At 69.3% G+C, this 24223-nt stretch carries 22 protein-coding genes; 8 read left to right on the top strand and 14 right to left on the bottom strand.

From position 1 onward, the window contains the following. Positions 1–22: 22 nt before the first annotated feature. The 5 genes from ACIRRA_RS08055 to ACIRRA_RS08075 all read right to left on the bottom strand — a co-directional run bounded on the left by ACIRRA_RS08055 (position 23) and on the right by ACIRRA_RS08075 (position 4171). Complete coding sequence (locus ACIRRA_RS08055) at positions 23–1030, bottom strand: zinc-binding dehydrogenase (protein WP_402764629.1); 1008 nt, start codon at positions 1028–1030, stop codon at positions 23–25. Positions 1031–1139: 109 nt separating this feature from the next. Next, the gene (locus tag ACIRRA_RS08060; protein ID WP_402764631.1) at positions 1140–1979 is read right to left on the bottom strand and encodes an alpha/beta fold hydrolase; all 840 of its coding nucleotides are present in this window, start codon (positions 1977–1979) and stop codon (positions 1140–1142) included. A gap of 53 nt (positions 1980–2032) precedes the next feature. Further along, positions 2033–2605, bottom strand: coding sequence for a TetR/AcrR family transcriptional regulator (locus ACIRRA_RS08065; RefSeq protein WP_402764634.1), 573 nt, complete (start codon positions 2603–2605; stop codon positions 2033–2035). Continuing rightward, entirely contained in the window at positions 2598–3449 is an 852-nt protein-coding gene (locus ACIRRA_RS08070) for an alpha/beta fold hydrolase (RefSeq protein WP_402764637.1), read from the bottom strand. The genes ACIRRA_RS08065 and ACIRRA_RS08070 overlap by 8 nt, the downstream gene beginning before the upstream one ends. A gap of 113 nt (positions 3450–3562) precedes the next feature. Further along, a complete protein-coding gene (locus ACIRRA_RS08075) occupies positions 3563–4171 on the bottom strand; it encodes an SRPBCC family protein (RefSeq protein WP_402764640.1) in 609 nt (202 codons plus the stop codon). Between the two features lie 32 nt (positions 4172–4203). On the opposite strand from ACIRRA_RS08075, the gene ACIRRA_RS08080 reads away from it, so the two are divergent. The 5 genes from ACIRRA_RS08080 to ACIRRA_RS08100 all read left to right on the top strand — a co-directional run bounded on the left by ACIRRA_RS08080 (position 4204) and on the right by ACIRRA_RS08100 (position 9324). Then, positions 4204–4620: a TetR-like C-terminal domain-containing protein gene (locus ACIRRA_RS08080; protein WP_402764643.1), complete on the top strand. Its 417-nt coding sequence runs from the start codon at positions 4204–4206 to the stop codon at positions 4618–4620. A 136-nt stretch (positions 4621–4756) separates the two neighbouring features. Then, positions 4757–7213 (top strand): endopeptidase La, encoded by a 2457-nt coding sequence (gene lon, locus ACIRRA_RS08085; protein ID WP_402764646.1) that lies wholly within the window; start codon positions 4757–4759, stop codon positions 7211–7213. A gap of 129 nt (positions 7214–7342) precedes the next feature. After that, positions 7343–8149 (top strand): heavy metal-binding domain-containing protein, encoded by an 807-nt coding sequence (locus ACIRRA_RS08090; RefSeq protein WP_356996074.1) that lies wholly within the window; start codon positions 7343–7345, stop codon positions 8147–8149. Next, positions 8146–8517 (top strand): DUF5073 family protein, encoded by a 372-nt coding sequence (locus ACIRRA_RS08095; RefSeq protein ID WP_402764650.1) that lies wholly within the window; start codon positions 8146–8148, stop codon positions 8515–8517. The genes ACIRRA_RS08090 and ACIRRA_RS08095 overlap by 4 nt, the downstream gene beginning before the upstream one ends. Before the next feature lie 105 nt (positions 8518–8622). Then, positions 8623–9324, top strand: coding sequence for an endonuclease/exonuclease/phosphatase family protein (locus ACIRRA_RS08100; protein WP_402764653.1), 702 nt, complete (start codon positions 8623–8625; stop codon positions 9322–9324). Here the strand turns inward: ACIRRA_RS08100 and ACIRRA_RS08105 are convergent. Then, on the bottom strand, positions 9321–10313 hold the full coding sequence (locus ACIRRA_RS08105; RefSeq protein ID WP_402764656.1) for an oxidoreductase: 993 nt from the start codon (positions 10311–10313) through the stop codon (positions 9321–9323). The genes ACIRRA_RS08100 and ACIRRA_RS08105 overlap by 4 nt on opposite strands. Before the next feature lie 140 nt (positions 10314–10453). Between ACIRRA_RS08105 and ACIRRA_RS08110 the strand changes: the two genes are divergently transcribed. After that, positions 10454–11275: an alpha/beta fold hydrolase gene (locus ACIRRA_RS08110; RefSeq protein WP_402764658.1), complete on the top strand. Its 822-nt coding sequence runs from the start codon at positions 10454–10456 to the stop codon at positions 11273–11275. Between the two features lie 72 nt (positions 11276–11347). On the opposite strand, the gene ACIRRA_RS08115 is transcribed toward ACIRRA_RS08110, so the two are convergent. From ACIRRA_RS08115 to ACIRRA_RS08135, 5 genes are all read right to left on the bottom strand, one after another. Then, a complete protein-coding gene (locus ACIRRA_RS08115; protein ID WP_402764661.1) occupies positions 11348–12184 on the bottom strand; it encodes an enoyl-CoA hydratase/isomerase family protein in 837 nt (278 codons plus the stop codon). Positions 12185–12214: 30 nt separating this feature from the next. Then, positions 12215–13288: a DNA polymerase IV gene (locus ACIRRA_RS08120; protein WP_402764869.1), complete on the bottom strand. Its 1074-nt coding sequence runs from the start codon at positions 13286–13288 to the stop codon at positions 12215–12217. 51 nt (positions 13289–13339) lie between these two features. Then, entirely contained in the window at positions 13340–13810 is a 471-nt protein-coding gene (locus tag ACIRRA_RS08125) for a hypothetical protein (RefSeq protein ID WP_402764663.1), read from the bottom strand. Positions 13811–13999: 189 nt separating this feature from the next. Continuing rightward, positions 14000–14953 carry a class I SAM-dependent methyltransferase gene (locus ACIRRA_RS08130; RefSeq protein ID WP_402764666.1) on the bottom strand — a complete coding sequence of 318 codons (954 nt, stop codon included), beginning with the start codon at positions 14951–14953 and terminating at the stop codon, positions 14000–14002. A gap of 95 nt (positions 14954–15048) precedes the next feature. Next, the gene (locus ACIRRA_RS08135) at positions 15049–16929 is read right to left on the bottom strand and encodes an ABC transporter ATP-binding protein (protein ID WP_402764668.1); all 1881 of its coding nucleotides are present in this window, start codon (positions 16927–16929) and stop codon (positions 15049–15051) included. A 224-nt stretch (positions 16930–17153) separates the two neighbouring features. Here ACIRRA_RS08135 and ACIRRA_RS08140 point away from each other — a divergent pair, with 224 nt between their 5' ends. Together ACIRRA_RS08140 and ACIRRA_RS08145 are read left to right on the top strand one after the other, a co-directional pair. Continuing rightward, positions 17154–19925 carry an FAD-binding and (Fe-S)-binding domain-containing protein gene (locus tag ACIRRA_RS08140; RefSeq protein WP_402764671.1) on the top strand — a complete coding sequence of 924 codons (2772 nt, stop codon included), beginning with the start codon at positions 17154–17156 and terminating at the stop codon, positions 19923–19925. A 297-nt stretch (positions 19926–20222) separates the two neighbouring features. Next, complete coding sequence (locus tag ACIRRA_RS08145) at positions 20223–21170, top strand: DNA-3-methyladenine glycosylase family protein (protein ID WP_402764674.1); 948 nt, start codon at positions 20223–20225, stop codon at positions 21168–21170. A 7-nt stretch (positions 21171–21177) separates the two neighbouring features. Here the strand turns inward: ACIRRA_RS08145 and ACIRRA_RS08150 are convergent, their stop codons facing one another. Genes ACIRRA_RS08150 through ACIRRA_RS08160 form a run of 3 tightly spaced genes read right to left on the bottom strand, consistent with a single transcriptional unit; the run spans position 21178 to position 24189 of the window. Beyond that, positions 21178–22452: an extracellular solute-binding protein gene (locus ACIRRA_RS08150; protein WP_402764871.1), complete on the bottom strand. Its 1275-nt coding sequence runs from the start codon at positions 22450–22452 to the stop codon at positions 21178–21180. 11 nt (positions 22453–22463) lie between these two features. Next, positions 22464–23294: a carbohydrate ABC transporter permease gene (locus ACIRRA_RS08155; protein WP_402764677.1), complete on the bottom strand. Its 831-nt coding sequence runs from the start codon at positions 23292–23294 to the stop codon at positions 22464–22466. Then, a complete protein-coding gene (locus ACIRRA_RS08160) occupies positions 23284–24189 on the bottom strand; it encodes a carbohydrate ABC transporter permease (RefSeq protein WP_402764679.1) in 906 nt (301 codons plus the stop codon). Before ACIRRA_RS08160 ends, ACIRRA_RS08155 begins: the two co-directional genes overlap by 11 nt. Positions 24190–24223 lie beyond the last annotated feature (34 nt).

The raw sequence follows: 24223 nt of genomic DNA on the forward strand, positions 1-24223 counted from the left end.
CCGTGCCGGGTGCGTGAGCGGCCTAGGGCTTCAGGACGATCCGAATCGGGTTGCCTTCCTTGGATTCCAGGGAGTGCACGGCCTTGGCGGCGTCGGCCAGCGGGACCACGGCACTCACCGAACGCGAGAAGTCGACCCGGTGCAGCCCCTGTAGTTTCACCAGCTGGGTGACGTGCTCGGGCATGGACCCGTAGTGCCCGCGCAACTGCTGCTGGAAGAAGCTGAACGCGGTGCCGCCGGTGATGGTGATCGGCTTGTCGGTGAGGCCGACCAGCACCAGGCGGCCCTGCGGCGCCAGGCAGACCACCGCCTGCTCGCGCACCGGCGCCACCCCAGCGAAGTCGAAGGCGGCGTTCAGCCCGGTGCCGGTGGCCTCGAACACCTTGCGCCGCAGGTCCGGATCGGCCGGATCGAAGGCCAGGTCCGCGCCGAAGGACAGCGCTCGCTCCCGGGCGGCGGGCAGTGGATCCACCGCGATGATCGGCGCGGCGCCGACCATGCGAAGCAGCTGCACCCCGTGCGCGCCCAGCCCGCCGACACCCCAGACGCCCACGGCCTCACCGGGTTTCACCTCGGCGGTGGCGGTGATGGCTGCCCACGGCGTGGACACCGCGTCGGGAATGAAACAGGCCTGCTCGAACGGCAGCTCGTCCGGAATCGGCACCAGGGTGTCGACCCGCGCCAGGGTGTACTCGGCCCAGCCGCCGTCGTAGTCCACGCCGCGGGTGAAGGTGGCTCCGTTGCGAAGCTCCCCGGCCTGCAGCAATACGCGATCCCCCACCTTCGCGGTGGTCACGCCCGGTCCGAGCGTGTGCACCGTGCCCGCGACCTCGTGGCCGAGTGTCACCGCATCATCGCGCAGGAACAGGGGCGTCAACGTGCCGTCGATGAGGTGCACGTCCGATAGGCATACGCCCGCCGCCTCGACCTTCACGAGCACATGGTCCGGCCCCGGTTCCGGAATCGGCACCTCGTCGAGCTCCAATCGGCGCTCCGGTCCCAGGTGTAGTCGTGCGGCCAGCATGGTCATCGATGACTCCTCGCGGTATCCGATTCGGGCGGCCCCTCCCCGGCGCCATGGTAAGCCGCGCCCGCGCCGGCTCGGGCGGTTTGCCCGAACCACCGAATCGGTGGGGCGCTCAGCGCACGCTGTCGGCGGGCAGGTGGGCGGTGAGGAATTCGGTGATGATGGCGGTGACGCCGGGGGCGCGTTCGAGCATGGGGACGTGGCCGCAGCCGTCGAGGTATTCGGCGCGGTCGGGGCGCAGCTTCGCGGTGACACCGCGCCCGGCCGCCGCCGACAGCACACGGTTCTGGTTGCCCCAGATGACGCAGATCGGTGGCAAGCCGTCGCGATCGGGCCAATCGTCGAGTGTCGCAAAGGAAGACAGGTCGCGGACCAGGTAGATCAGTGCCCGCGCCGGGAAGCCGGACGACAGGGGTGCCACGTACGGGCATTCGCGATAGGCGCGCCGCGTGGTGAACCAGGATCGGGCGGTGCGGCGGGCGACCCAGCGCGGGGTGTGCCAACCGCTCAGCTTCCGGGCCGTGGCATCCGGCAGAGCTCGGGCCAGGCGCGCCGCCTGGCGCCAATCACCGTGCATGGCAGTGGATTCGGTGAGCGGGTTGATCGCCACCACCGCCCGGATCAGCTCGGGATGCCGCCGGGCGAGCGTCAGGCCGACGGCCGAACCGACGCAGTTGCCGACCAGTCCGACCTCGGTGAGCTCATGATGTTCGATGAATGCGCGGATCAGCTCGGTGTAGTGCTCGAGCGTGTACCCGTCGGCGGGCCGGGAGGAGGCGCCGTAACCGGGCAGATCGACCGCGTAGACCCGGTATTCACGGGACAGCGCCGCGATCTGGGGCGTCCAGATGAGATGCGAGGACCCCGCGCTGTGCAGCATCACCACCGGTGGACCGGACTCCCCCTGCCGCACATACGCCATACGGGTGCCGTCGAATGTGAAGTCTTCCATGACACTCCAACGCCTTCGTTGCCAGTGTTGGATTCATGGTCCCGCAAAACAGTTCAGTGCGAGCCGATTTCGGTGAGCCCGCGGTCGAGGAAGCGGATCATCCACTCGAAACTGTCCTCGGAGTCGTTGCTCCACTGGAAGCCGTCGGACGCCTGCAGGGTGGCGAAGCCGTGGAACAGGCAGCGCAGCGTGCGCTGGGCGTGCACCATCTCCTCCTCGCCGACCCCGTAGCCGCGCAGCACCGCCGCCATGGATTCCAGCACCCGCGAACCCGATTGCAGCAGTGGATCATCCGGCCCGGTGAATTTGGCGCCGACGGTCGCGGTGTACCGGCCCGGATGGTCGACCACAAAGTCGCGGAAGGCATTCGCGAAGGCAGCCAGGGCCGCGCTGCCGGAGAGCCCGTGCATGGCATCGCGGACCCGCTGGTCGACTTCGGCCATGGCGAGCGCGGCGATGCCGTGCTGCAGGTCGGCCAGGCTCTCGATGTGCTTGTACAGCGAGGGGGTTCGCACCCCGAGCCGCTGCGCGAGGGCCCCGAGCGCCAGATTGCCGAAACCGACCTCGTCGGCGAGGGCGGCCCCCGCGGCGACGACGTCGGTCCGGCTCAGGCCCACCCTAGGCATGATGTTCCTTCAGGAACGGCAGGATCAGCTCGGCCACCCGGTCGGCGGCCTCGAACTGCGGGTAGTGGCCGGTGCCCTCGACCAGGCCCAGGCTGCCCAGTCCGGCCGGCAGGGCGGCGACGACGCGCTGGCCCTCGGCCTCGGGGCTCGGGAAGTCCGGGTCGGCGGTGCCCATGATGATGAGCGCGGGCCGGGTCACATTGGGGAGCTGGGCTTCCGCGTCCGCGGGGGTCGACTGCCCGGTCTTCATGAATTCGGCCATCCGGCCGGGCTCGCGCAGCTTGGCCGCGACCTCGGCCAGGTACTCGTCGAGGTCGGCGGGCTTGGTCGGGATGGCCACCTTCAGGTACTTCAGCCACTGGCCGAGGCTCTTGAACATCATGGTGCCCATCAGCGGGATCATGCCGCTGCGGTGGCGGGAGTTGGTGAGAAGCGCTGCGACGTCGATCTTCTGGGTCAGCGTGAACGGGTTGATCTCCACAATGGCCCGCACCAGGTCCGGCCGCTGCGCCGCCGCGATGGTGGCCGACCCGCCTGAGAGCGAGTGGCCGACCACGATGGCCGGTTCGCCGCCCAGCTTCTCGATGACCGCGAGCAGATCATTGGCGACATCGGTACGGCTGATGGCCTCCTTGCCGGTGACCGAGGCCCAGTCCATGCTCGACTCGCCGTGGCCGCGCATATCGGTGTTGACCACCCGGTACCCGGCCGCCGCCAGCAGCGGCATCAGGTGCCGGTAGGCATTGCGATCGATCCCCATGCCGTGCGACAGCACGACCAGCGGGCCCTCGCCCATCTCGTCGTAAGCGATCTGGCCACCGTCGATGTCTACGTACTGCGTCATGGTCTTTCACTCTCTGGGAGTAGCTAACTGCGATAGCCATAAAGCTAATCGCTTTAGCCTTGGCCGTCAACCCCTGTCCGGAAAATTGGTCCGACGGCGTGGTTCGCCGGGTGTCAGCGTTCGGCGGCGGTCCGCAGGTTGGCCAGCCAGGCCTCCAGTCCGGCGCCCAGGAACTGGGTCGAGGTCGGTACATCCGTCTCGACCTGGGCCCCGTTCCAGTTCTCTTCGGTGCGCACCAGCATGCCGCCGTCGACCGGGGTGAAGGTCCAGACGTGAATGCCGCCGTCGATGCTCATCCCGTCGCCGACCGCCGGCCCGCTCCAGCGGATGCACCGGCAGGCCTGCATCTGCTGGACCGTGGAGGTGATGGTCAGCGTGGTCGCGGGGGTGGTCGCGGTGACGGGAGCCGGTGTTGTCCACCGGAATTGCGAGCCCGGCTGCAGCGGCCCCGAGTCCAGCCGCTGCATGCTGGTCACGGGCTGCTGCCAGGACGGCCACCCCTCGACGTCGGTCTGCAGATTCCAGATGGTGTCCAACGGTGCCTTGATCAGCGCCTCGGTCCGGTAGTGGATCGGTGCGGCGGTATCGATGCTCTGCCCCTCGCAGGTCAGCGGCGACCTATCCGCCGAAGGTCCATCGGCGAGCGCGGGCGCCGCTGCGGTGCACCCGATTCCGGCGGTGAGGGCGATCCCGAGCAGGGTGGATTTGCGGCTGATGTTCATGCCTCTATCGCTACTTCGCCAGTCGCGACGAATTGATCACCGCGCTGGTCCGGGACGCCTACCGAAGCCTCGCCGACACCCTCCGGGCCGTGCGCGACTCCGGTGTGACCGGACTCGCACACGCCATCCGGGAGTGGGCCCTGACCGATCCCCAGCGGTACTTCCTCATCTACGGCACCCCCGTCCCCGGCTACCACGCCCCCGCGGACACCACCGAGATCTCCGACGAGATCATGACGTTGCTGGTCGAGGCATTCTCCGCACTGCCCCAAGGCAATTCGACGACACCGCTCGACGCCGATCTTCCCCCGGCCGCCCGCCGCGCACTGTCTTTCTGGACCCGCCTGCACGGCGTCCTGTCCCTCGAACTCGCCGGCCACTTCAACGGCATGGATTTCGACCCCGCCGAACTGTTCGCCGCCGAGCTCGATTCCCTGATAGTGCGCTGACCAGCTCATATACCGCTGTTTCCGATCCTGATCCGCGGATCGAGGCATGTTCGCCCCCGGCGAACATCGGTCCGGAACAATCGGTATACCCCCCGGGTTGAGTAGGTAACGCTCAACCTTGGAAGGGGTCGAAGACGTGACTACACCAACGAACCTGCCGGTCCTGTTCCTGACCGATCCGATCGTGCTCCCCGGCATGGTCGTGCCGATCGAGCTGGACGAGTCGTCGCAGGCCGCCATCGATGCCGCCCGCGCGGGCAAGGTCAACCAGGTGCTGGTCGCGCCGCGCCTCGATGAGGGGTACGCCGCCTACGGCGTCGTGGCCACCATCGAACAGGTCGGCCGGATGCGCGGCGGTGCCCCCGCGGCGGTGTTGAAGGCGGAGAGCCGGGCCAAGATCGGCCACGGCGTGACGGGGCCGGGCGCGGCGCTCTGGGTCGAGGCCGAACCGGTCGAGATCGGGGAAGTCTCAGACGGACGCACCAAAGAGCTTGCGGCCGAATACAAGAAGCTGGTCGTGTCGGTCCTGCAGCGCCGTGAGGCCTGGCAGGTCATCGACGCGGTCAACCAGATGAACGATCCGTCCACCCTGGCCGACGCGGCCGGCTGGGCGTCGTACCTGACCAATGAGCAGAAGCGCGAGATCCTGGAAACCCCGGATACCACCGCGCGGTTGCGCAAGCTGATCGAGTGGACCACTCAGCACATCGCCGAGACCGAGATCACCGAGAAGATCAGCGAGGATGTCCGCGAGGGCATGGAGAAGCAGCAGCGGGAATTCCTGCTGCGCCAGCAGCTCAACGCGATTCGCAAGGAGCTGGGCGAGGACGAGCCGGACGGCGCGGAGGACTACCGCACCCGTGTCGAGAACGCCGACCTGCCCGCGGACGTGAAGGAAGCCGCCCTCCGCGAGGTCGGTCGCCTGGAGCGTTCCAGCGATCAGAGCCCGGAGACGGGCTGGATCCGCACCTGGCTGGACACCGTGCTGGAACTGCCGTGGAGCGTGAAAACCACTGACTCCACCGATGTTTCGGCCGCCCGCGCGGTGCTGGACGCCGATCACCACGGCCTGGACGAGGTCAAGGACCGCATGGTCGAGTACCTGGCCGTCCGCTCCCGGCGGGCCGCGCGCGGCCTGGAGGTCGTGGGCGGTCGCGGTTCCGGCGCGGTGCTGGTGCTGGTCGGTCCGCCCGGCGTCGGCAAGACCTCGCTGGGTGAATCGGTGGCACGGGCCCTGGGCCGCAAGTTCGTTCGCGTCGCCCTGGGCGGCGTGCGTGACGAGGCCGAGATCCGCGGTCACCGGCGCACCTACGTGGGCGCGCTGCCCGGCCGCATCGTGCGTGCCATGAAGGAGGCGGGATCGATGAATCCCGTTGTCCTGCTGGACGAGATCGACAAGGTCGGCTCGGACTTCCGTGGCGATCCCGCGGCGGCCCTGCTGGAGGTCCTGGACCCGGCGCAGAACCACACGTTCCGCGACCACTACCTGGACCTGGATCTGGACCTGTCGGACGTGCTGTTCATCGCGACCGCGAACGTCATGGAGACGATCCCCGGCCCGCTGCTGGACCGCATGGAACTGATCACCGTGGACGGCTACACCGAGGCCGACAAGGTGGCCATCGCCCGCGACTTCCTGATCCCGCGGCAGTTGGAGCGCAATGCTCTGACCGCCGAGGAGGTTTCGATCACGAACGAGGCGCTGCGCGAGATCGCCGCGAACTACACCCGGGAAGCCGGGGTGCGGCAGATGGAGCGGCTGATCGCCAAGGCGTTGCGCAAGGCGGCGACCAAGCTGTCGGAATCGGCGGACATCGCCGAGACCGAAAGCCTGGTCATCAAGGGCGAATTCGTGCCGGAGGGCCTGGGCTACGACAGCGAGCTGGGCTACGACGCCGAATCCGGTCCGGCCGCAAGCGGTTCCGGCAAGCTGGTGATCGGACTGGGTGACCTCCAGGACTACCTGGGTCGTCCGCGCTTCACCCCCGACGGGGTCGAGCGCACCGCGGTCCCCGGCGTCGCGACCGGTTTGGCCGTGACCGGCGCGGGTGGCGACGTCCTCTACATCGAGGCCAATGCCGCCGAGGGCGACCGCTCACTGACCCTCACCGGTCAGCTGGGCGACGTCATGAAGGAGTCCGCGCAGATCGCCCTGACCTACGTCCGTTCCCACCTGGAGGAGATCGGCATCGAGCCGAGGGTGCTGGATCGCAATATCCACATCCACTTCCCCGCGGGCGCGGTCCCGAAGGACGGTCCGTCGGCGGGCGTCACCATGGTCACCGCCCTGGTGTCGCTGGCCCTGGGCCGCCAGGTCCGCGCGGATGTCGGTATGACCGGCGAGGTCACGCTGAACGGACGGGTGCTGCCGATCGGCGGCGTGAAGCAGAAGCTGCTCGCCGCCCAGCGCGCCGGCTTGAAGACCGTGTTCATCCCGGCCCGCAACGAGCCGGACCTGGACGAGGTCCCGGCCGAGGTGCTGGCCGCCCTGGATATCCGCCCTGTCGCCGACGTGGCCGAGATCCTGGCCTACGCCATCGAGCCGGTCGCCGAACCGGCCTACGACGGCCGTGCGCTGAGCGCGACCGCCTGATGCGGTGAGACGGGAGCCGTGCGTGTTCTGTAAACACGCACGGCTCCCGGCCATTTCGGCAGGCCCCGATTCAGACCGGGTCGTACCCTCGTTAGGGATCCACCGGGGATCCGACGGAGGGCGAACCACATGCAACCGAACCAGCCCAGTCAACCGAACCAGCTCGATCAGGTCGCGGGCGAGCGGCTTTCGCACGCGAACCGGATCTTCACCTCGGATCTGTCGGTCAACGAGTTCGCGCTGCTGCACGGGGCGGGCTTCGAACCCATCGACCTGGTGATGGGCGTGTCCGTCTATCACGTCGGGTTCCAGTTCACCGGAATCCGGCAGCAGCAGGAGCTGCCGGTGCTGACCGAGGCCACCTATCGGGCGCGGTGGAATGCCATGTCGCGCATGCAGGCCGAGGCGGACTCGCTCAAGGCCGACGGGGTCGTGGGGGTGCGGCTGGAGTGGCGGCAGCACGGGGAATCGATGGAGCATCTGGAGTTCATCGCGGTGGGCACCGCGGTGCGGTTCGCGAAATCGCCGGGCAGCTATCGACGGCCGAACGGGCAGGCCTTCACCAGTCACCTCTCGGGGCAGGACATGGTGACGTTGATGCGCACCGGCTACGCCCCGGTCGCCTTCGTCATGGGCAACTGCGTGTTCCACGTTGCGGTGCAGGGCTTCCGGCAGATGCTCAGCCAGATGGGCCGCAATATGGAGATGCCCCAGTGGACCCAGGGCAACTATCAGGCCCGTGAACTGGCCATGTCCCGCATGCAGGCCGAGGCCGAACGGGACGGCGCGAACGGCGTGACCGGCGTCAGCGTCGATATCTCCAACTACGCGTGGGGATATCACACGGTCGAGTTCTATGCCTCCGGCACGGCCATCCGCCGCATCGGTGACGGCGACCCGATCATTCCGCAGTTCACCCTCGGCATGAACTCGTGAGCGATTTCGATACCGGGGCCGCCACCCGCGCCATCAATGCCGCGCTCGGCGGCCCGGGCGGCCTCGGACTGGTCTTCACCGTCTTCGCGGGCGTCCCCGGGGTGACCCGGACACCGCCCCGCAAATCCCTGTTCCGCTCCGAGCCGGAGCGGGTCCAAATCGGTTCGTGGCGTTACGAGGTCACCTCCGACGAGCGGATTCGCGCGGCCCATGTGGTGGGCGGCATCGTGCTGGCCGAGGAGCTGCTGCCGGCCGCCACCATCGCCCCGCACCTGGCCCGGGCGCTCGCCGAGATCGCCGCCTCGTACGGTCCGGCCGCGCTGCCCCACCTCTCGGCGGCGCTGGACGTTCTGGCAGGCGCGGGCTGAGCTGACTATCGCGCGCGGGCCGGTTTGGCAACCAACCGGCGAATATCCTTTGTTTCACATGAAACGAAACCCGCACGGTCAGTTGGTTTCTCGTAGGGTGCGTAGGTGATCACCATTGCCACCTGGAACGTCCTGCACCGCGTCCATGCCGACAACTGGGAGAGCGAGATGGCCGCGCGCTGGCCGGAGGAGGCGAAGCGGATCGCGATCGTGACCGCCGCGGTCGCGGCCCGGTCCGAAGCGGTCATCGCGCTCCAGGAGGTCAGCGGCGATCAGCTGGCGAGTCTGCGGGAGGCGCTGCCCGACCGGACCTTTCACGTCCTCGACTACCCGCGCATTCCGAACCCGCGCCGGGTGCCCAACACCCTGGCGGACCGCTCCGAGCATCTCGTGCTGATCGTGCGCGGGCCGAGCCGGTTCGTCACCGCGGAGCCGCATGCGGTCGATCCGGGAAAGGGCCTGTTGGCAGCCGAGATCGACGGCATTCTGGTCATCGCCACCCATGTGAGCGGGGACCGGCGCCGCGCCGGCCAGTTCGAGCGCCTGGCCGCCGTCGCCGGCGACGGCCCGGCAGTCTTGCTCGGTGACTTCAATGTCGGCCGGGAAGATCTCGCCGCCGCGCTCGGCGAGGGCTTCACCATCCCTGGATTTCCGCCGGACTCCGTTCCCACCCGGCCCCGGACGGCCGGTTCGAAATCCCAGTTCATCGATCATGTGGTCACGCGCGGCGTGCCGATGCGCGGCGTCGCGGTCGAGGATATGGCCGGGGCGTCCGACCACAACCTCGTGCGCGCGATCGTCGGCTAGAACTCGCCCGCGACCCCGAGAATCGTTCGGCCGGAGTGGGTTCCGTCCAGGATGGAGCGCAGCACCGATTCCGCCTCGGTGATGGGTGCGAAATTCTCCAGCAGCGACAGATGCCGGGGCTTCAGGTCCTTGGCCAGCCGCGCCCACAGTTCACGGCGCTGGGTGATCGGGAAGTGCGCGGAGTCGATGCCGATCAGGGACACGCCGCGCAGGATGAAGGGCATGACCGTGGTGGGCAGGTCGGAGCCGCCGGTCAGGCCCGAGACCGCCACCGCGCCACCGTATTTGACGGTGCTGAGAATGTGGGCCAGCGAGGTCCCGCCCACGCTGTCGACGGCGGCCGCCCACTGCGCCCTGCCGAGCGCGCGCAGCTTCTCCCCCTCGCCCGGCTGCCGGCCGATGACCGAGGCGGCGCCGAGCGCCGAGAGCAGTTCGCCCGCACCGAGTTTGCCGGTGGAGGCCACCACCTCGAATCCGAGCCCGGACAGGATGTCCACCGCCACAGTGCCGACGCCGCCGGTCGCGCCGGTGACCAGCACCGGACCGGAGTCGGGGGTGAGACCGCGGTCGAGCAGCGCCTGCACGCTCATGGCCGCGGTGTAGCCGGCGGTGCCGATGGCCGCCGCCTCGCGCGGGGTCAGGCCGTCCAGCTTCACCACCCACCCGGCCGGAATACGTGCGTACTCGGCGAAACCACCGTGGTGGGCCACGCCGATGTCGTAGCCGTGCGCGACGACCAGGTCGCCGGGCGCGAATTCCGGATCGGTGGAGGCCACCACCTCACCGGTGAGGTCGATGCCGGGGATGAGCGGATACTGCCGCACCACGCCGCCGCGTGGGGTGATGGCCAGCCCGTCCTTGTAGTTGGCGCTCGAGAAGTGCACCTTGATCGTCACATCGCCCGGCATGAGGAAGTCGTCGGCGACCTCCTCCCGAATGAGGGCGATCCCACTGTCCGTTTCGTGTGCCACCATCGCCTGGAACTCCATGTCCCGAGCATAGGTCGCCACCTGCACGGACGCGCCACCTTCCGGGCCGATCGCGTCCGTTACCCGGCAGGTAATCGCTTTCGTTCCCGCACTTTGCGATTGTCGAATCAGCGATCGAAATGCGAAGGAGCGCAGCAGATATGCCGACTTTCCAGACCACCACCGACGGCACCACCCTCTACTACCAGGACTTCGGCTCCGGCACCCCGATTCTGTTCGTGTCGGGCTGGACGCTCGACAGCAACCAGTGGGAATACCAGATGCACTACTTCCTGGCGCAGGGTTACCGCTGCATCATGATGGACCGGCGCGGCCACGGCCGCTCGGACACCCCGTCCACCGGCTACGACGTCGACACCCGCGCCGACGACGTCGCAGCCCTGATCGAGCACCTCGACCTGCGGGATCTCACCATCGTGGCGCACTCGGCCGGCGGCGGCGAGACGGTGCGCTACCTGAGCCGGCACGGTTCCGATCGGGTGGCGCGAATCGCGCTGCTGGCCCCGGCGATTCCGTTCATGATGCTCACCGACGACAATCCGATCGGCATCCCGATCGAGGCGCTGGAGGGCCTGCTGGAACAGCTGCGCACCGACCGGCCCAAGTGGTTCGCCGAGCGGTCCCAGGGCTATTTCGCCACGCACCTGCGTCCGGGCGTCACGCAGGCGGTCATCGACGAGGAGGTCAGGCGCTGCCTGTCGGCCTCGCCGTACGCGATCCAGGTCATGCAGCGCGAAGCGTTCACCACCGATCACCGCCCGGATGTGGCCGCGCTGACCGTCCCGACGCTGCTACTGCACGGCATTCCGGACCAGTCCATCCTGATCGATGTGGCGAGCCGCCAGGTCGTGAAGCTGGCCCCGCACGCGGTGCTGAAGGAGTACCCGGACGCCGGGCACGGTCTCTACATCACCCACGCGGCCGAGGTGAACGCCGAGATCCTCGACTTCATCAAGGGTTGACGGCGAACTCGAGGCCCGAGAGCCCCGGCATGACTCGCCCCCGGCCTCGGCCGGGGGCGAAACCCGTTGTCCTCAGGCGAACTTCGGTGCACGCTTGCCGGTGAACGCGGCGATGCCCTCCTGCCCGTCGGCGGAATCCGCGCACCGGGTGATCAAGGCCGCCTCGGTGTCCAGCTGCTCCTCGAGGGTGTGCCGCGAGGACACCAGCAGCAGCTTCTTCACGTTGGCGTTGGATCCCTTGGGGCCGGTGGCGAATTCCTGCGCCAGGGCCTCGACGGCGTCGGTCAGCTCGGCATCGGGCACCACCCGGTGCAGCAGACCCCACTCCAGCGCCTCGGCGGCGGACAGGGTGCGGTTGGTGAGCATCAGCTCCTGGGTCTTGCGCAGGCCGATGATCCGCGGCAGGTAGTAGGACGCGCCGCCGTCGGGGCTCAGGCCGATCTTGGTGTACGCCATGGTGAAGGCGGCGGACTCGGCGGCGACCACCAGATCACCGGCCACCGCGAGGCTCATGCCCGCGCCCGCCGCGGTGCCGTTCACACCCACGATGAGCAGCGCGTCCATCCGCGCCAGCGCCGACACGGCCCGGTGCAGGGTCCCGGCCAGCTTCTCGATGAATGCCCCGGCGTCCGCGCTGGCGGCCATGGCTCGCACGTCGCCGCCCGCGGAGAAGAACCGTCCGGCCGCGGTCAGCACCACGACCTTCACCACCGGATCCTCCGAGCAGTAGGCGGCCGCGCGTTCCAGCTCCTCCGCGAGCGCCTGATCGATGCCATTGGCGGCATTCGGCCGGTTCAGCGTGATGCGGGCGATCGGGCCGTCGAGCTCGAACAGGATGTTCTCGTAGTCGTGCCCGCCCGTCTCCCCGCCGCCACCCCTGTGGGAATCGCTGTGCGATGCTGAGTTCATTCGAGTGCCTTCCGTCGGGTGGAACCTGGATCACAGCATGGCGTACTCGACCCGGACCCCGAGCAACCGGATGGGCCGATCGAGCTCGAAGGTATGCAGTACTTCCAGCGCGGTCTGCACGATCTCGTCCACATCGGCGGTGGGCGCAGCCAGCTTCCGCTGCTTGCTGCGGGTGAAGAAGGTCTTGGTGCGCACGGTGACACTGACTCGCCCGACGGCCCGCCCGGCCCCGAGGGTCTCCTCGGCCGCCTGGGTGGCCAGCCGCACCACCGCCGCGTCGATCTCCGCACGTTCGGTGAGATCCTGCGGAAAGGTCTCGGAACGGCTGTGGCCCACCGGTTCTCGCGGCTCGGCGATATCGGTGTCGCCCGCACCGTGCCCCAGGACCCACAGGTACGGCCCGGTATTGGGCCCGAACTCGGCCGCGAGGACGGTCCGGTCGGCGGCGGCCAGGTCGGCCACGGTCTCGATCCCCAAGCCGCTCAGGCGTTTCTCGATGCGCGCGCCGATGCCCCACAGCGCGGAGGTGGGCCGGTGCGCCATCAGATCGACCCAGTTGTCCCTGGTCAGCCGGAAGATTCCGGTTCCAGTGCCGGTCCCCGGCGGCTCGTCGGCCGACCGCGCCGACTTGCCCACCGCCTTGGCGAAACCGGTGGCCAGCTTGGCCCGGGTCTTGTTGTCCCCGATGCCGACCGCGCAGGTCAGCTCCAATTCCGCGATGGCGGACCGGATCTCGCGCGCCAGTTCCTCGGGATCCTCGGTGTCCACCGCCAGGAACGCCTCGTCGAAACCGAGCACCTCGACCCGGCCGGGGAAGGTCCGCAGCAGTGCCATGATCTCCTCGGACGCCTCGGCGTAGCTGGTGATGTCCTGGGGCAGGAAGACGCCGTCGGGGCAGACCCGCGCGGCCGTGCGCAGCGGCATGCCGGCCCGCACCCCGAAGGCCCGGGCGGGATAGGACGCGCAGGACACCACCTTGCGGGGTTCGGCCGGATCGCCGTTCCCGCCCACGATGATCGGCTGCCCGCGCAGCTCCGGGTGCCGCCGGAACTCGACCGCGGCCTGGAATTGGTCGAGGTCGACGTGCAGCAGCCAGCGCGTCACCCCTCCGTCATACCGCATGGTCTCCCGAAGTGCCGGGATCTGCGGAAACGGTCAGCGGGAGCGCTGCAACCACCTGAGCGGCGAGCGATAGGCGTAGCGCGCCTTCACCGCACCGGTGTCCACCCGACCCGTGACCCGGATCAGCGGTGCGCCCGGGAATCGCGGCAGCTTGACCCGGTTGGCCACCGAGCCGGCGCCCGGCTGGACGCCGTCCGTGTCGACCCGCCAGCCGCGCGGCACGATCAGCACGATCGCCCCCGCACCGGCCTCGACCCGGATGTCGATTTCCCGCCGTGAGCACCGGGCTCGGGTGAAGTCCAGCACCAGCTTGCCCGAAACACAGTCGGCCACCAGCTGTTTGGGGACGATCCAGTCGTCGTCGGTGCGTTTGGTGCCGCTCGTCACCCGTAGCTCCATGGCAGGGGTGTCGGCGGTGGGCTGATATCGGCGGGCGCCGAACATGCGCTCGATATCGTCGACACGGGTCGCGGACGTCTGCCGCTGCTCCTTGGTACGGGTCACCGAAACTCCTCCCCCGGCATGTGAAACGATCATGTGGGTTATGCCATGGGAGCTCGAATTATGCCGCATAGCAGGGCATTCCGGGACGTCAGAGCGGCCGCTGCGGCCACAACACGGTGTCGGTTCGGGCACGGCCAGATCACGATCGTGCCCGAACGCGGAGCCGCCCGCGCGCGGTCGCCGCGGCGGCTAGCGGCGGCCGAGGAAGACCGTGGTGGCGCCCAGAATGTAAATGTCCTCGCGCGCACCGATGTAGGTGTCGGCGGCCGGATCCAGCAGCGCCGCCAAGGTGGCCCGATCATCATCGCCGATGCGTTCGCCGACCCGCTCGCTCAAGCCGCCCAGCCAGGCGACGACGCGATCGCGCACGGCCGGCGCAGGCGGCGCGGGGTGATCGATCAGCACGCTGAAGGAGGTCGCGTCGGCCAGCCCGGTTCGGCTCAGCGCTACATTCCAGCCGTAGGGCATGGGGGTCGCCGCGGTGATGTCCGCCCGCATCTGGGCGAAGCCCGCGTCACGCAGGGCGAGCAGCCGGTCCTGGAGTCCGGGCGCGCCCACGCCGAGTTCCCAAGGCAGGCAACGCATCGACAGCCCGCCCTCGGCCAGCGCCAGCCAGCCGCCCGGACGCAGCAGTCCGGCCAGGCGCGCGGTGCCCGCCTGCTGATCGGGCAGGTGGTGCACCATGCGCGAGGCCCACACCAGATCCGCGGCCGGGATCCCGGCGCCGAAGTCCGCCGCCGCGGCATCGGCGTGCACGGTCCGCACCCGCACCCGATCGTCCCCGTCCAGCGCGACCTGCGCGGCCTGCTCGGCCGCCTCGAGCAGCTCCGGCACCGCGTCCACGATCACCAGACTCCCGCCGCCGCGAGCCAGCAGTTCCCGCGCGAACGCCACACTCTGGCCGCCGGCGCCTGCGCCGATGTCCAGCACGGTCGCCTCCGTACCGGCCGGAATCAGGGCGACCAGCCGCCGCGCGATCTCGGCATTGGCGTCGGCCGACATGGCGTCATCGCGCCGGAGATCGTCGACCATGGCCGCCCAGTCGATCCCGTCGTGGGTGTGGCCGTGGCCGTGCCCATGTCCGTGACCGTGGGAATGCGGATGTCCGTGCGTGACTGCCTGTTCGTGCGAATGAGCGCTCATACTCCGACGCTATCGGCGCGCACCCGGCGGCTCGAATCCATTTGCCGATCCGGCAAGGTGCCCGGTCCGATCAGACTGCCGAGCGCCCGGGCCGATCAGACTGTCACCGTGGCGCCGGAATCGGCGAACTGGGTGCGGTAGAGCTCGGTGTAGCGGCCGTCCGCGGCGAGCAGTTCGGTGTGCGTACCGCGCTCCACGATGCGGCCGTGCTCGAGCACCAGGATCTGGTCGGCATTGCGGATGGTGGACAGCCGGTGCGCGATGACCAGCGCGGTGCGGCCGTCGAGGGCCTCGGCCAGCGCCTCCTGCACGGCGGCCTCGGAGGTCGAGTCCAGCGAGGCGGTGGCTTCGTCCAGGATCACCACCCGCGGCTGCTTGAGCAGCAGCCGGGCGATGGTCAGGCGCTGGCGTTCCCCGCCGGAGAGCCGATAGCCGCGCTCACCGACCACGGTGTCCAGGCCGTCGGGCAGCGACTCGATCAGCTCGCGCAACCGGGCGCGCTGCAGTGCATCCCACAGCTCGTCCTCGGCGGCCGCGGGGCGGGCGAGCAGCAGATTGGCGCGAATGGTGTCGTGGAACAGGTGCCCGTCCTGGGTGACCAGGCCGACGGTGTCCTGAATCGACTGCCCGGTCAGCTCGCGCACATCCATTCCGCCCAGCAGCACCGCACCGGAGTCCACGTCGTAGAGCCGCGAGACCAATTGCGCGATGGTGGATTTCCCGGCCCCGGAGGAACCGACCAGCGCCACAATCTGCCCGGGCTCGGCCCGCAGCGAGACATCGTGCAGCACCTCCTCGCCGCCGCGGGTGTCCAGGGTGGCCACATCCTCCAGGGAGGCCAGCGAGACCTTGTCGGCCGACGGGTAGCCGAAGGTGACGCCGTCCAGCTCCACGGCCACCGGACCCGGGGGTACCGGCACCGCCAGTGGTGAATCCTCGATCAGCGGTTTCAGATCCAGCACCTCGAAGACCCGCTCGAAGCTGACCAGCGCCGACATCACATCCACCCGGGCACTGGCCAGCGCGGTGAGTGGCGAGTACAGCCGGGTCAGCAGCAGCGAAAGCGCCACCACCGCACCGGGTTCCAGCTCACCCTTCAGCGCGAGATAGCCGCCCAGCCCGTAGACCAGGGCCAGCGCCAGCGCCGAGACCAGGGTGAGCGCGGTGACGAACACCGTCTGCAGCATGGCCGTGCGCACCCCGATATCCCGCACCCGCCCGGCCCGCAGCCCGAACTCCGCGGACTCCTGCCGCGGCCGCCCGAACAGTTTGACCAGCGTCGCGCCCGGCGCGGAGAACCGCTCGGTCATCTGGGTGCTCATGGCCGCGTTCAACCCGGCCGCCTCGCGCTGGATGCCGGCCAGCCGCTCGCCCATGCGCCGGGCGGGGACCACGAAGACCGGCAGCAGGACCAGCGCGAGCAGGGTGATCTGCCACGAAAGCCGCAGCATCACGGCCAGGGTGAGCGCGAGGGTGACCAGGTTGGTGACGACCCCGGACAGTGTGGTGCTGAAGGCCCGCTGCGCCCCGATAACGTCATTGTTGAGCCGGCTCACCAGTGCGCCGGTCCGGGTGCGCGTGAAGAACGCAATCGGCATCTTCTGTACGTGATCGAACACCGCGGTGCGCAGATCGAAGATGAGCCCCTCTCCGATGCGCGCCGACAACCACCTGATCACCAACCCCAACCCGGCATCCAGCACCGCAACCGCCGCGATGATCGCGGCCAGCGTGATCACCGTGCGCGGAGTGCCGTGCCCGACGATGGCGTCGACCACTCGCCCGGCCAGGACCGGGGTCGCCACCGCCAGCAGCGCTGACACGATGCTGAATACCAGGAACGCCACCAGCTGCCGGTGGTGCGGTCGCGCGAAGGCGAGGATCCGCCGGGCAGTGGCCAACCGCAGCGGTCGCTGCTCTGTGGGCGCGTTCATCTGCCGATACAGCTGATTCCACGCCACGGATTCGATACTCATCCCCGCTCCTCACCGGTCCGGGGTCCATCGAACCCCGCACCACCGACACTAATACCTAAACAAAGGTTGAGATCAAGCCCATCCGCCCAGCCCAGAGGTTCGCGCTGAGCGAAATCCGCCGCCGGCCCCCCGGCCGAATCGCCGCCGGCCCTCTGGGCCGAATCGCCGCCGGCCCCCCGGGCCGAATCAGCGAAGCCTCGCGATGGCGCGCATAGGGTTGGGGCGTGAGCGAGGCGTGGGAGCGAGCGTTGCGCGGGGCGATCACCGGTGAGGTCGACACCGGCCCGCGGCGCCGGGCCGAGTACTCCTCGGACGCCTCGAACTACCGGGTACCGCCGCGCGGCGTGGTATTCCCTCGCGATGCGGCCGATGTGCGGGCGACTCTGGACGTGGCGCGCGCGGAAGGGCTGACCGTGACGGCGCGCGGGGCGGGCACCTCGGTGGCGGGCAATGCCATCGGACCGGGTCTGGTGCTGGACTTCAGCCGCCATATGAACGCCATCCTCGACCTCGATCCCGAGAGCCGCACCGCACGGGTGCAGCCCGGGGTGGTGCTGGCCGCGCTACAGCGGCGCGCGGGCGCGCACGGGCTGCGCTTCGGCCCGGACCCGTCCACTCAGAACCGTTGCACGCTGGGCGGGATGATCGGCAACAATGCCTGCGGTCCGCGTGCGGTGGCCTGGGGCCGCACCTCGGATACGGTGCGCGAGTTGCGGATTCTCGACGGGATGGGCATCGAGCGCACCCTGGGCACGGACCTGTCCGTGCTCGCGGGCCTGCCCGAATTCACCCGCACCCACCTGGCGCTGATTCGCACCGAGCTGGGCCGGTTCGAGCGGCAGGCGTCCGGATACGCGCTGGAACATCTGCTGCCGGAACGCGGTTCGTCGGTGGCGAAGGCCTTCGTCGGCACCGAGGGCACCTGCGGGCTGCTGCTGGACGCCACCGTCGGGCTGGTTCCGGTGCCCGCGGCGACCGTGCTGGTGGCGCTCGGTTACCCGGATATGCCGACGGCCGCGGACGATATCGCCGCGATCATGGCGGTGCGGCCCATTGCCGTGGAGGGCATGGACGCGCGCCTGGTCGACGTGGTGCGTGCCCATCGTGGCGGGGTGCCCGACCTGCCGCGCGGCGGCGGCTGGCTGTTGATCGAAATCGACGGTGAGACACCGGAACAGGCACGGGACAAGGCGGAGCTGCTGCGCGGGAGCGCGCACGCGCTGGATTCACGCGTGGTCACCGATCGCGCCGAGGCGCAGGCGCTGTGGGGCATCCGTGCCGATGGCGCCGGTCTGGCCGGTCGCACCCCCGACGGTCGCCCGGCCTGGCCGGGCTGGGAGGACGCCGCCGTGCCGCCCGACCGCCTCGGCGACTATCTGCGTGAGTTCGAGGCGCTCATCCGGGACCACGGCCTGGACGGCCTGCTCTACGGCCATTTCGGTGACGGCTGCATCCATGTGCGCCTGGATCTGCCGATAGCCGATGCGCCGCAACGCTTCCGGAGCTTCCTCGAGGACGCCGCCCGGCAGGTGGTGCGGTTCGGCGGCTCGCTCTCGGGTGAGCACGGCGACGGGCGGGCGCGCTCGGATCTGTTGCGGTTCATGTACTCCCGGGAAGCCCTCGACGCCTTCGCGGGTTTCAAGGCGCTGTTCGACCCCGACGCCGTGCTGAATCCCGGTGTGCTCGTGCATCCCCGCCCGATCGATGCCGACCTGCGCCTGGCCGGGCTGCGCCCGCTGCCCACGACCGGTGGTTTCGCCTTCCCCGCCGACGGCGATCTGGCCGCGGCCGTGCATCGCTGTGTCGGGGTCGGCAAGTGCCGTGCCGACACCCACGCCGCGGGCGGGTTCATGTGCCCGTCGTACATGGCCACCGCCGACGAGAAGGACACCACCCGCGGCCGGGCCCGGGTGCTGCAGGAGGTGGTCCGGGGCGCGCTGGATTGGCGGTCGGAGGCCGTCTCCGAGTCGCTGGATCTCTGCCTGTCCTGCAAGGCATGTCATGCCGACTGCCCAGCCGGCGTCGACATGGCGACCTACAAGTCGGAGACCCTGTACCGCCGCTATCGGCGCCGGCCGCGCCCGATCGACCACTACACCCTGGGCCGGCTGCCGCGGTGGCTCGGGCCGGCGACGCGGCTCCCCCGGCTGGTCAATGCGCTCGGTGCGGTGGGACCGTTGCGCCGCCTCGGCCTGCGGCTGTTCGGAATGGATCCGCGTCGCGAGGTGCCCACGGTGGCGCACAGGAGTTTTCGGCGTTCCTGGCAGCAGCCGGTGAGCACCGGCGACTCGGCACCCGGGGTGATGCTGTGGATCGACACCTTCACCGACGCCTTCGATCCCGAGATCGCCGGTGCCGCAGTGGAATTGATCGAATCACTGGGTCATCGCGTGCGGATCCCCGGCTCCCGGGTCTGCTGCGGTCTCACCTGGATCAGCACCGGCCAGCTGGACGGCGCGCGGAAGCGACTGCGCGCCACCGTCGATGCCCTGGCCGCGCATGTCGGCGCGGGTGGGGTGGTGGTCGGGCTGGAACCGTCGTGTACGGCGGCGCTCCGCGACGATCTCCCGCGCCTGCTGCCCGCGGATCCGCGGGCGGCCGCCGTGGCGGGCGCGGTGCGCACCCTGTCGGAGTTCCTGGAGGGCGAGCCCGGCTGGCGGCCGCCGGACCGCAGTGGCCACACCGTGCTGGTGCAGCCGCACTGCCATCAGCACGCCGTGCTGGGGTTCGCGGCCGATCGCCGAATACTGCGCGGCACCGGTGCGGAAGTGATCGAGATCACTGGATGCTGTGGACTTGCTGGGAATTTCGGAATGCAGCGAGGCCACTACGACATATCGGTCGCGGTCGCCGAGAACGGCCTGCTTCCGGCACTGCGTGCGGCGCCCGCGAATTCGATCTTGATAGCCGACGGTTTCTCCTGTCGTACCCAGGCCGCACAGCTGGCAGGCCGCCCGTCCCGCCACCTGGCCCAGTTCCTGCTGGACGGACCGTAGTCGGCACGGGCCGCAAATCGGTACGGGCCGGCCATGATCGGTACAGGCGAAGGGGCACCCGCCCGGGCGGGTGCCCCTTCCATCATCTTCAGCTGCCGAACGACAGCGTGCCGGGCGCAATCTGGTAACCACTACTACCGGCGAAAATGTTTCCCCAGACACCGAGCAGGAAATTGATCAGGTTGGTGATCACGCTGCGTACCTCCAGTGGCGAGTGCTATCTATTTGCTGGGAAACCAAGATAATCGGACTGATCATCGCTGCCTGCGATCTTCGCGTTAACAATAGAATGGCGCGGTGACTTCAGCGCCGCCCGCAATCGATCGGACGACTGTCGAGCGCGCCCGTACCCTCCGCTCGGATCGGCCGCTGGATCTGGCCGCCACCATCTCCCCGCTGCGCCGCGGCTTCGGCGATCCCTGTCACCGCGAGACTCCCGACGGATCGCACTGGCACGCCTCCCGCCTGCCCTCGGGGGAGGTCACCTACCGGCTGCGGCAACTCGATCGGCAGACGGTCGACGCCCGCGCGTGGGGCCCGGGCGCGGAGGAGTTCCTGGCGGTGCTCCCCGGCATGCTCTGCCTGGACGAGGACCTCAGCGATTTCGCCCCCGAGCACCCCAAGGTCGCCGAGGCGCACCGCCGCAATCCGGGCCTGCGCATGCTGCGCACCGGCCTGGTGTGGGAGGCTCTGGTCCCGGCGGTGCTGGAGCAGAAGGTGCACACCAGGACCGCCCACGACTCCTGGCGGAAACTGGTGTGGCGCTACGGAACTCCCGCCCCCGGTCCGGCCCCGCAGGGCCTGCGGATCATGCCCGACGCCGAGACCTGGCGCCATATCCCGTCCTGGGTCTACCACCGCGCCAATGTCGGCCCGCAGCGCTCGAAAACCATTGTGCTGGCGGCGCGTATCGCGCCCAAGCTGGAGCAGGCCGCCGGGCTGAGCCATGCCGACGCCGCGCAGCGGCTGCGCACCGTGCCCGGGATCGGGGTGTGGACGGCCGCCGAGATCGCCCAGCGCGCCTTCGGTGATCCGGATGCCCTGTCGGTGGGCGATTTCCATCTCGCGGCCACCGTGGGCTGGACGCTGCTCGGTCGGCCGATCGATGACGACGAGATGGTCGAGTACCTGGAACCCCTGCGCCCGCACCGGTATCGCGCGGTGCGGCTGCTGGGCCTGGCCGGCTTCGCGCGCAAACCCAAGTTCGGCCCGCGCACGCCCTACACCGATCACAGTCGCATCTGAGCGCCGATCACTGCCGCGCGGCCGCGGCGTCGCCCTCCCGCTGCGCCCGGGCCAGCGCGTCCGGGACGGGGATGCGGCGCAGATACATATCGTCGAAGATCGGCGTCATCGCCTCCAGGGCGGCCGGGAAGCCCGCGCCCCCGCCTGCCGGGATCTCCTTGCCGCGCAACACATCGAAGAACGGTGACACGTCTACTCCGTGCCGGGTCCAGTAGTCCCGGTACACCTGCTGTTCGGACACCACGGCCGGAATCGTGGCCCCGTCGATGCCGAGGTAGCGGTTGCCCGCCGCACTGCCGAGCCAGGCCAGCACCCGCCGCACCGCCGCGGGGTGCGGGGTGGCGGCATTGCCCGCGAGGCCGATGGCATTGTTGGCGCTCACCCGTCCGGCCGGGCCCTCGGGAATCATGGCCAATCCCCAATGAAATTCGGCATTCTGGGCAATCATGGCCAGGTTGAAGGTGCCCGACTGGAACAGCGCCATGCGGCCCTGCAGGAAGGCGTTCTTGGCGAAGTCGCCGCTGGTATTGGTGTCAGCGGCCGAGGGGGAGAGCCGGTCGGCCACCAGTCCCACCGTGTAGCCGAAAGCGTCCCGCCCTGGCGGAGAATCGAAGGCGAACCGGCCGTCGCGCTGGAGCTGTCCGCCCGCCGAGCCCAGGTACGGCAGGGTGATGGATTGAAAGTCGTTGGCGGCGTTGTAGGGCCACTCCGACACAGCGGCCAATCGCCGCAGCAGGGGTCGGAAGGTATCCCGCGCCGGGTCGGGGCTCCAGCGGGCCGCCGTGACCTCGCCCGCATCGACCCCGGCCTGTGCCAGCAGGTCCCGGTTCACGTACACGGCCGTCCCGCCGTCCACGAATTGCGGTACCGCCCACAGCTTTCCGCCGCGCGTGTACTGCATGACGGCCTGCGGGTCCCAGGCTCGGGCCGCCTGCGGTCCCAGTGCCGCACCGACATCCATCAGGTGCCCGCTGTCGGCGTAGTCCTCGTAGAGGTTGGTCCAGAACAGGTCGTCGGCGATCCCGCCGGCCACATCCAGCCGCAGTTTCTGCGCGTAAGAAGCCCACGGCACCAACGTGATTCGCACCTCGACATCGGGATTGGCGCGCTGGAAATCGTCCAGCGAGGCCCGATACGCGGAGACGAAACTCTGATCCCAGATCCGCAGCCGCACCACCGTGCGCCCGTCGCTCGCCGCGTCGCGGCCCAGCCACAGGGCCGCGGTCACCAGCAGCAAGGCGACCACGACCAGACCGAGTACGGCCCGGGTCGAATCCTTGATCCGGATCCCTGTCATTTGATCCCCGTCACCGCGATGGAGGCCAGGACCTGCCGCTGGAACACCATGAACAACAGCACCAGTGGAGCGATCGCCAGCGTGGTGGCGGCCATGATCAGCGTCCACTGGGCGTTGTACTGCGTCTGCATGGTCGCCGTGGCTACCGTCAGCACCTGCCACTTCGGACCCGACGCGGCGACCAGCGGCCACATGAAGCTGTTCCACTGCGACACCACGGTGATGACGGCGAGCGTGGCCAGGATCGGCCGGCTCATCGGCACCACCACGCTCACCAGTATGTCGAGGGTCGAAGCCCCGTCCATCCGAGCCGCGTCGATGATCTCCCCCGGAATGGCCCGGAAGTACTGGCGCAGCAGGAAGATCGCGTACGGCGAGCCGAACAGGAACGGCAACACCAGTGCCCAGAAGCTGTTGAGCCAGCCCAGCTTCGCGAACATCAGATACAGCGGCACCAGGGTGACCGCACTGGGCACCATCATGGTCCCGAGATATACCCAGAACAGCACGTCACGACCGGGAAAGATGGTGCGCGCGAAGGCGTAAGCCGCCATGGTCGAGGTGACCAGCTGCCCGCAGGTGATGCAGACCGTCATCAGGGCGGTGACCGCGACCGCCCGGCCCAGCCCCTGGTCCAGCACCGTGCGGAAGTTGTCCAGTGTCGCGGGATGCGGTGTGGCCAGCGCGGATTCGCTCGCGAACTGCTTCGGCGTCTTGACCGCGGTCAGGGCGCTGAGCACCAGCGGGGCGACCGTCAGCAGCGCCCCCAGGATCAGCACCGCGTACGCCGCCAGGGCCCGGGCCGTCGCCCGCCGATCAGTACTCATAGCGCTCCGCCTCCCCGCGCTCGGTCCGATCCCGGAAGTATCGGTGCTGCACCACCGTGATCACGAACATGACCGCGAACACCACCACCGCCATGACCGCGGCCCGCCCCGGATGCGCGGACTCGAAGGCCTCCGAATACATCCGCATGGCAACCACATCCGTGTGGTGGTCGGGCCCGCCCCGGGTGAGCGCGTACACCGCGTCGAAGGTCTGGAAGACGCTCAGCACCCCGGTGACCAGCACGAAGAACATGGTCGGGCGCAGCAGCGGCAGAATCAGCCAGCGAATGCGCCGCCAGCCGGTGGCCCCGTCCAGCGCGCCGGCGTCCAGGATCTCCCCGGGTATGGCTCTGATCCCGGCCACGAAAAACAAAGCCACATAACCGACATTCATCCACACGATGACCGCGGCCACCGCCGGCAGCGCCAGCGTCGGCGAGCTCAGCCACTCCATCCGCCGCCCCAGCAGCGCGTTCAACGCCCCACCCGTGGGTGCGAAGATCCACTGCCACACCACCCCCACCGCCACCGGCGCACACATCCACGGCAGCGCGTACACCATCCGCAATACGGTCCCGCCCCGCCCGCGTCGCGCCAGCACGGCCGCCACCGCGAACCCCAGCGCCGTTTGCACCGGCACCACCAGCGCCGTCAACGCCAGCGTCACCAGCAGCGAATGCCCGAACTGCCGATCACCCAGCACCGACCGCCAATTGCTCGCCCCGGTGAATTCGATGGGCCCCAGCAGATTCCAGCTGTGCACACTCAGCCACAGCACCACCGCGATCGGCACCAGTAGAAAACACCCGACCCCGATCAGGCTCGGCAGCAGCAGCGCATAGCCCACCGCCGCCTGTCTGCGCCGGGCCGAACCGCGGCGAACCGTCCGATCCATGATCAGCGACGCTACCGGCCCGCTCTCGGCGGCC

The organism is Nocardia sp. NPDC101769, assembly GCF_044766925.1.
Lineage (GTDB): Bacteria > Actinomycetota > Actinomycetes > Mycobacteriales > Mycobacteriaceae > Nocardia.

Coding starts and splice junctions, on each gene's coding strand:
- ACIRRA_RS08055 (WP_402764629.1), bottom strand. CDS start 1,030: ATGACCATGCTGGCCGCACGACTACACCTGGGACCGGAGCGCCGATTG.
- ACIRRA_RS08060 (WP_402764631.1), bottom strand. CDS start 1,979: ATGGAAGACTTCACATTCGACGGCACCCGTATGGCGTATGTGCGGCAG.
- ACIRRA_RS08065 (WP_402764634.1), bottom strand. CDS start 2,605: ATGCCTAGGGTGGGCCTGAGCCGGACCGACGTCGTCGCCGCGGGGGCC.
- ACIRRA_RS08070 (WP_402764637.1), bottom strand. CDS start 3,449: ATGACGCAGTACGTAGACATCGACGGTGGCCAGATCGCTTACGACGAG.
- ACIRRA_RS08075 (WP_402764640.1), bottom strand. CDS start 4,171: ATGAACATCAGCCGCAAATCCACCCTGCTCGGGATCGCCCTCACCGCC.
- ACIRRA_RS08090 (WP_356996074.1), top strand. CDS start 7,343: ATGCAACCGAACCAGCCCAGTCAACCGAACCAGCTCGATCAGGTCGCG.
- ACIRRA_RS08105 (WP_402764656.1), bottom strand. CDS start 10,313: ATGGAGTTCCAGGCGATGGTGGCACACGAAACGGACAGTGGGATCGCC.
- ACIRRA_RS08110 (WP_402764658.1), top strand. CDS start 10,454: ATGCCGACTTTCCAGACCACCACCGACGGCACCACCCTCTACTACCAG.
- ACIRRA_RS08115 (WP_402764661.1), bottom strand. CDS start 12,184: ATGAACTCAGCATCGCACAGCGATTCCCACAGGGGTGGCGGCGGGGAG.
- ACIRRA_RS08130 (WP_402764666.1), bottom strand. CDS start 14,953: ATGAGCGCTCATTCGCACGAACAGGCAGTCACGCACGGACATCCGCAT.
- ACIRRA_RS08135 (WP_402764668.1), bottom strand. CDS start 16,929: ATGAGTATCGAATCCGTGGCGTGGAATCAGCTGTATCGGCAGATGAAC.
- ACIRRA_RS08155 (WP_402764677.1), bottom strand. CDS start 23,294: ATGAGTACTGATCGGCGGGCGACGGCCCGGGCCCTGGCGGCGTACGCG.
- ACIRRA_RS08160 (WP_402764679.1), bottom strand. CDS start 24,189: ATGGATCGGACGGTTCGCCGCGGTTCGGCCCGGCGCAGACAGGCGGCG.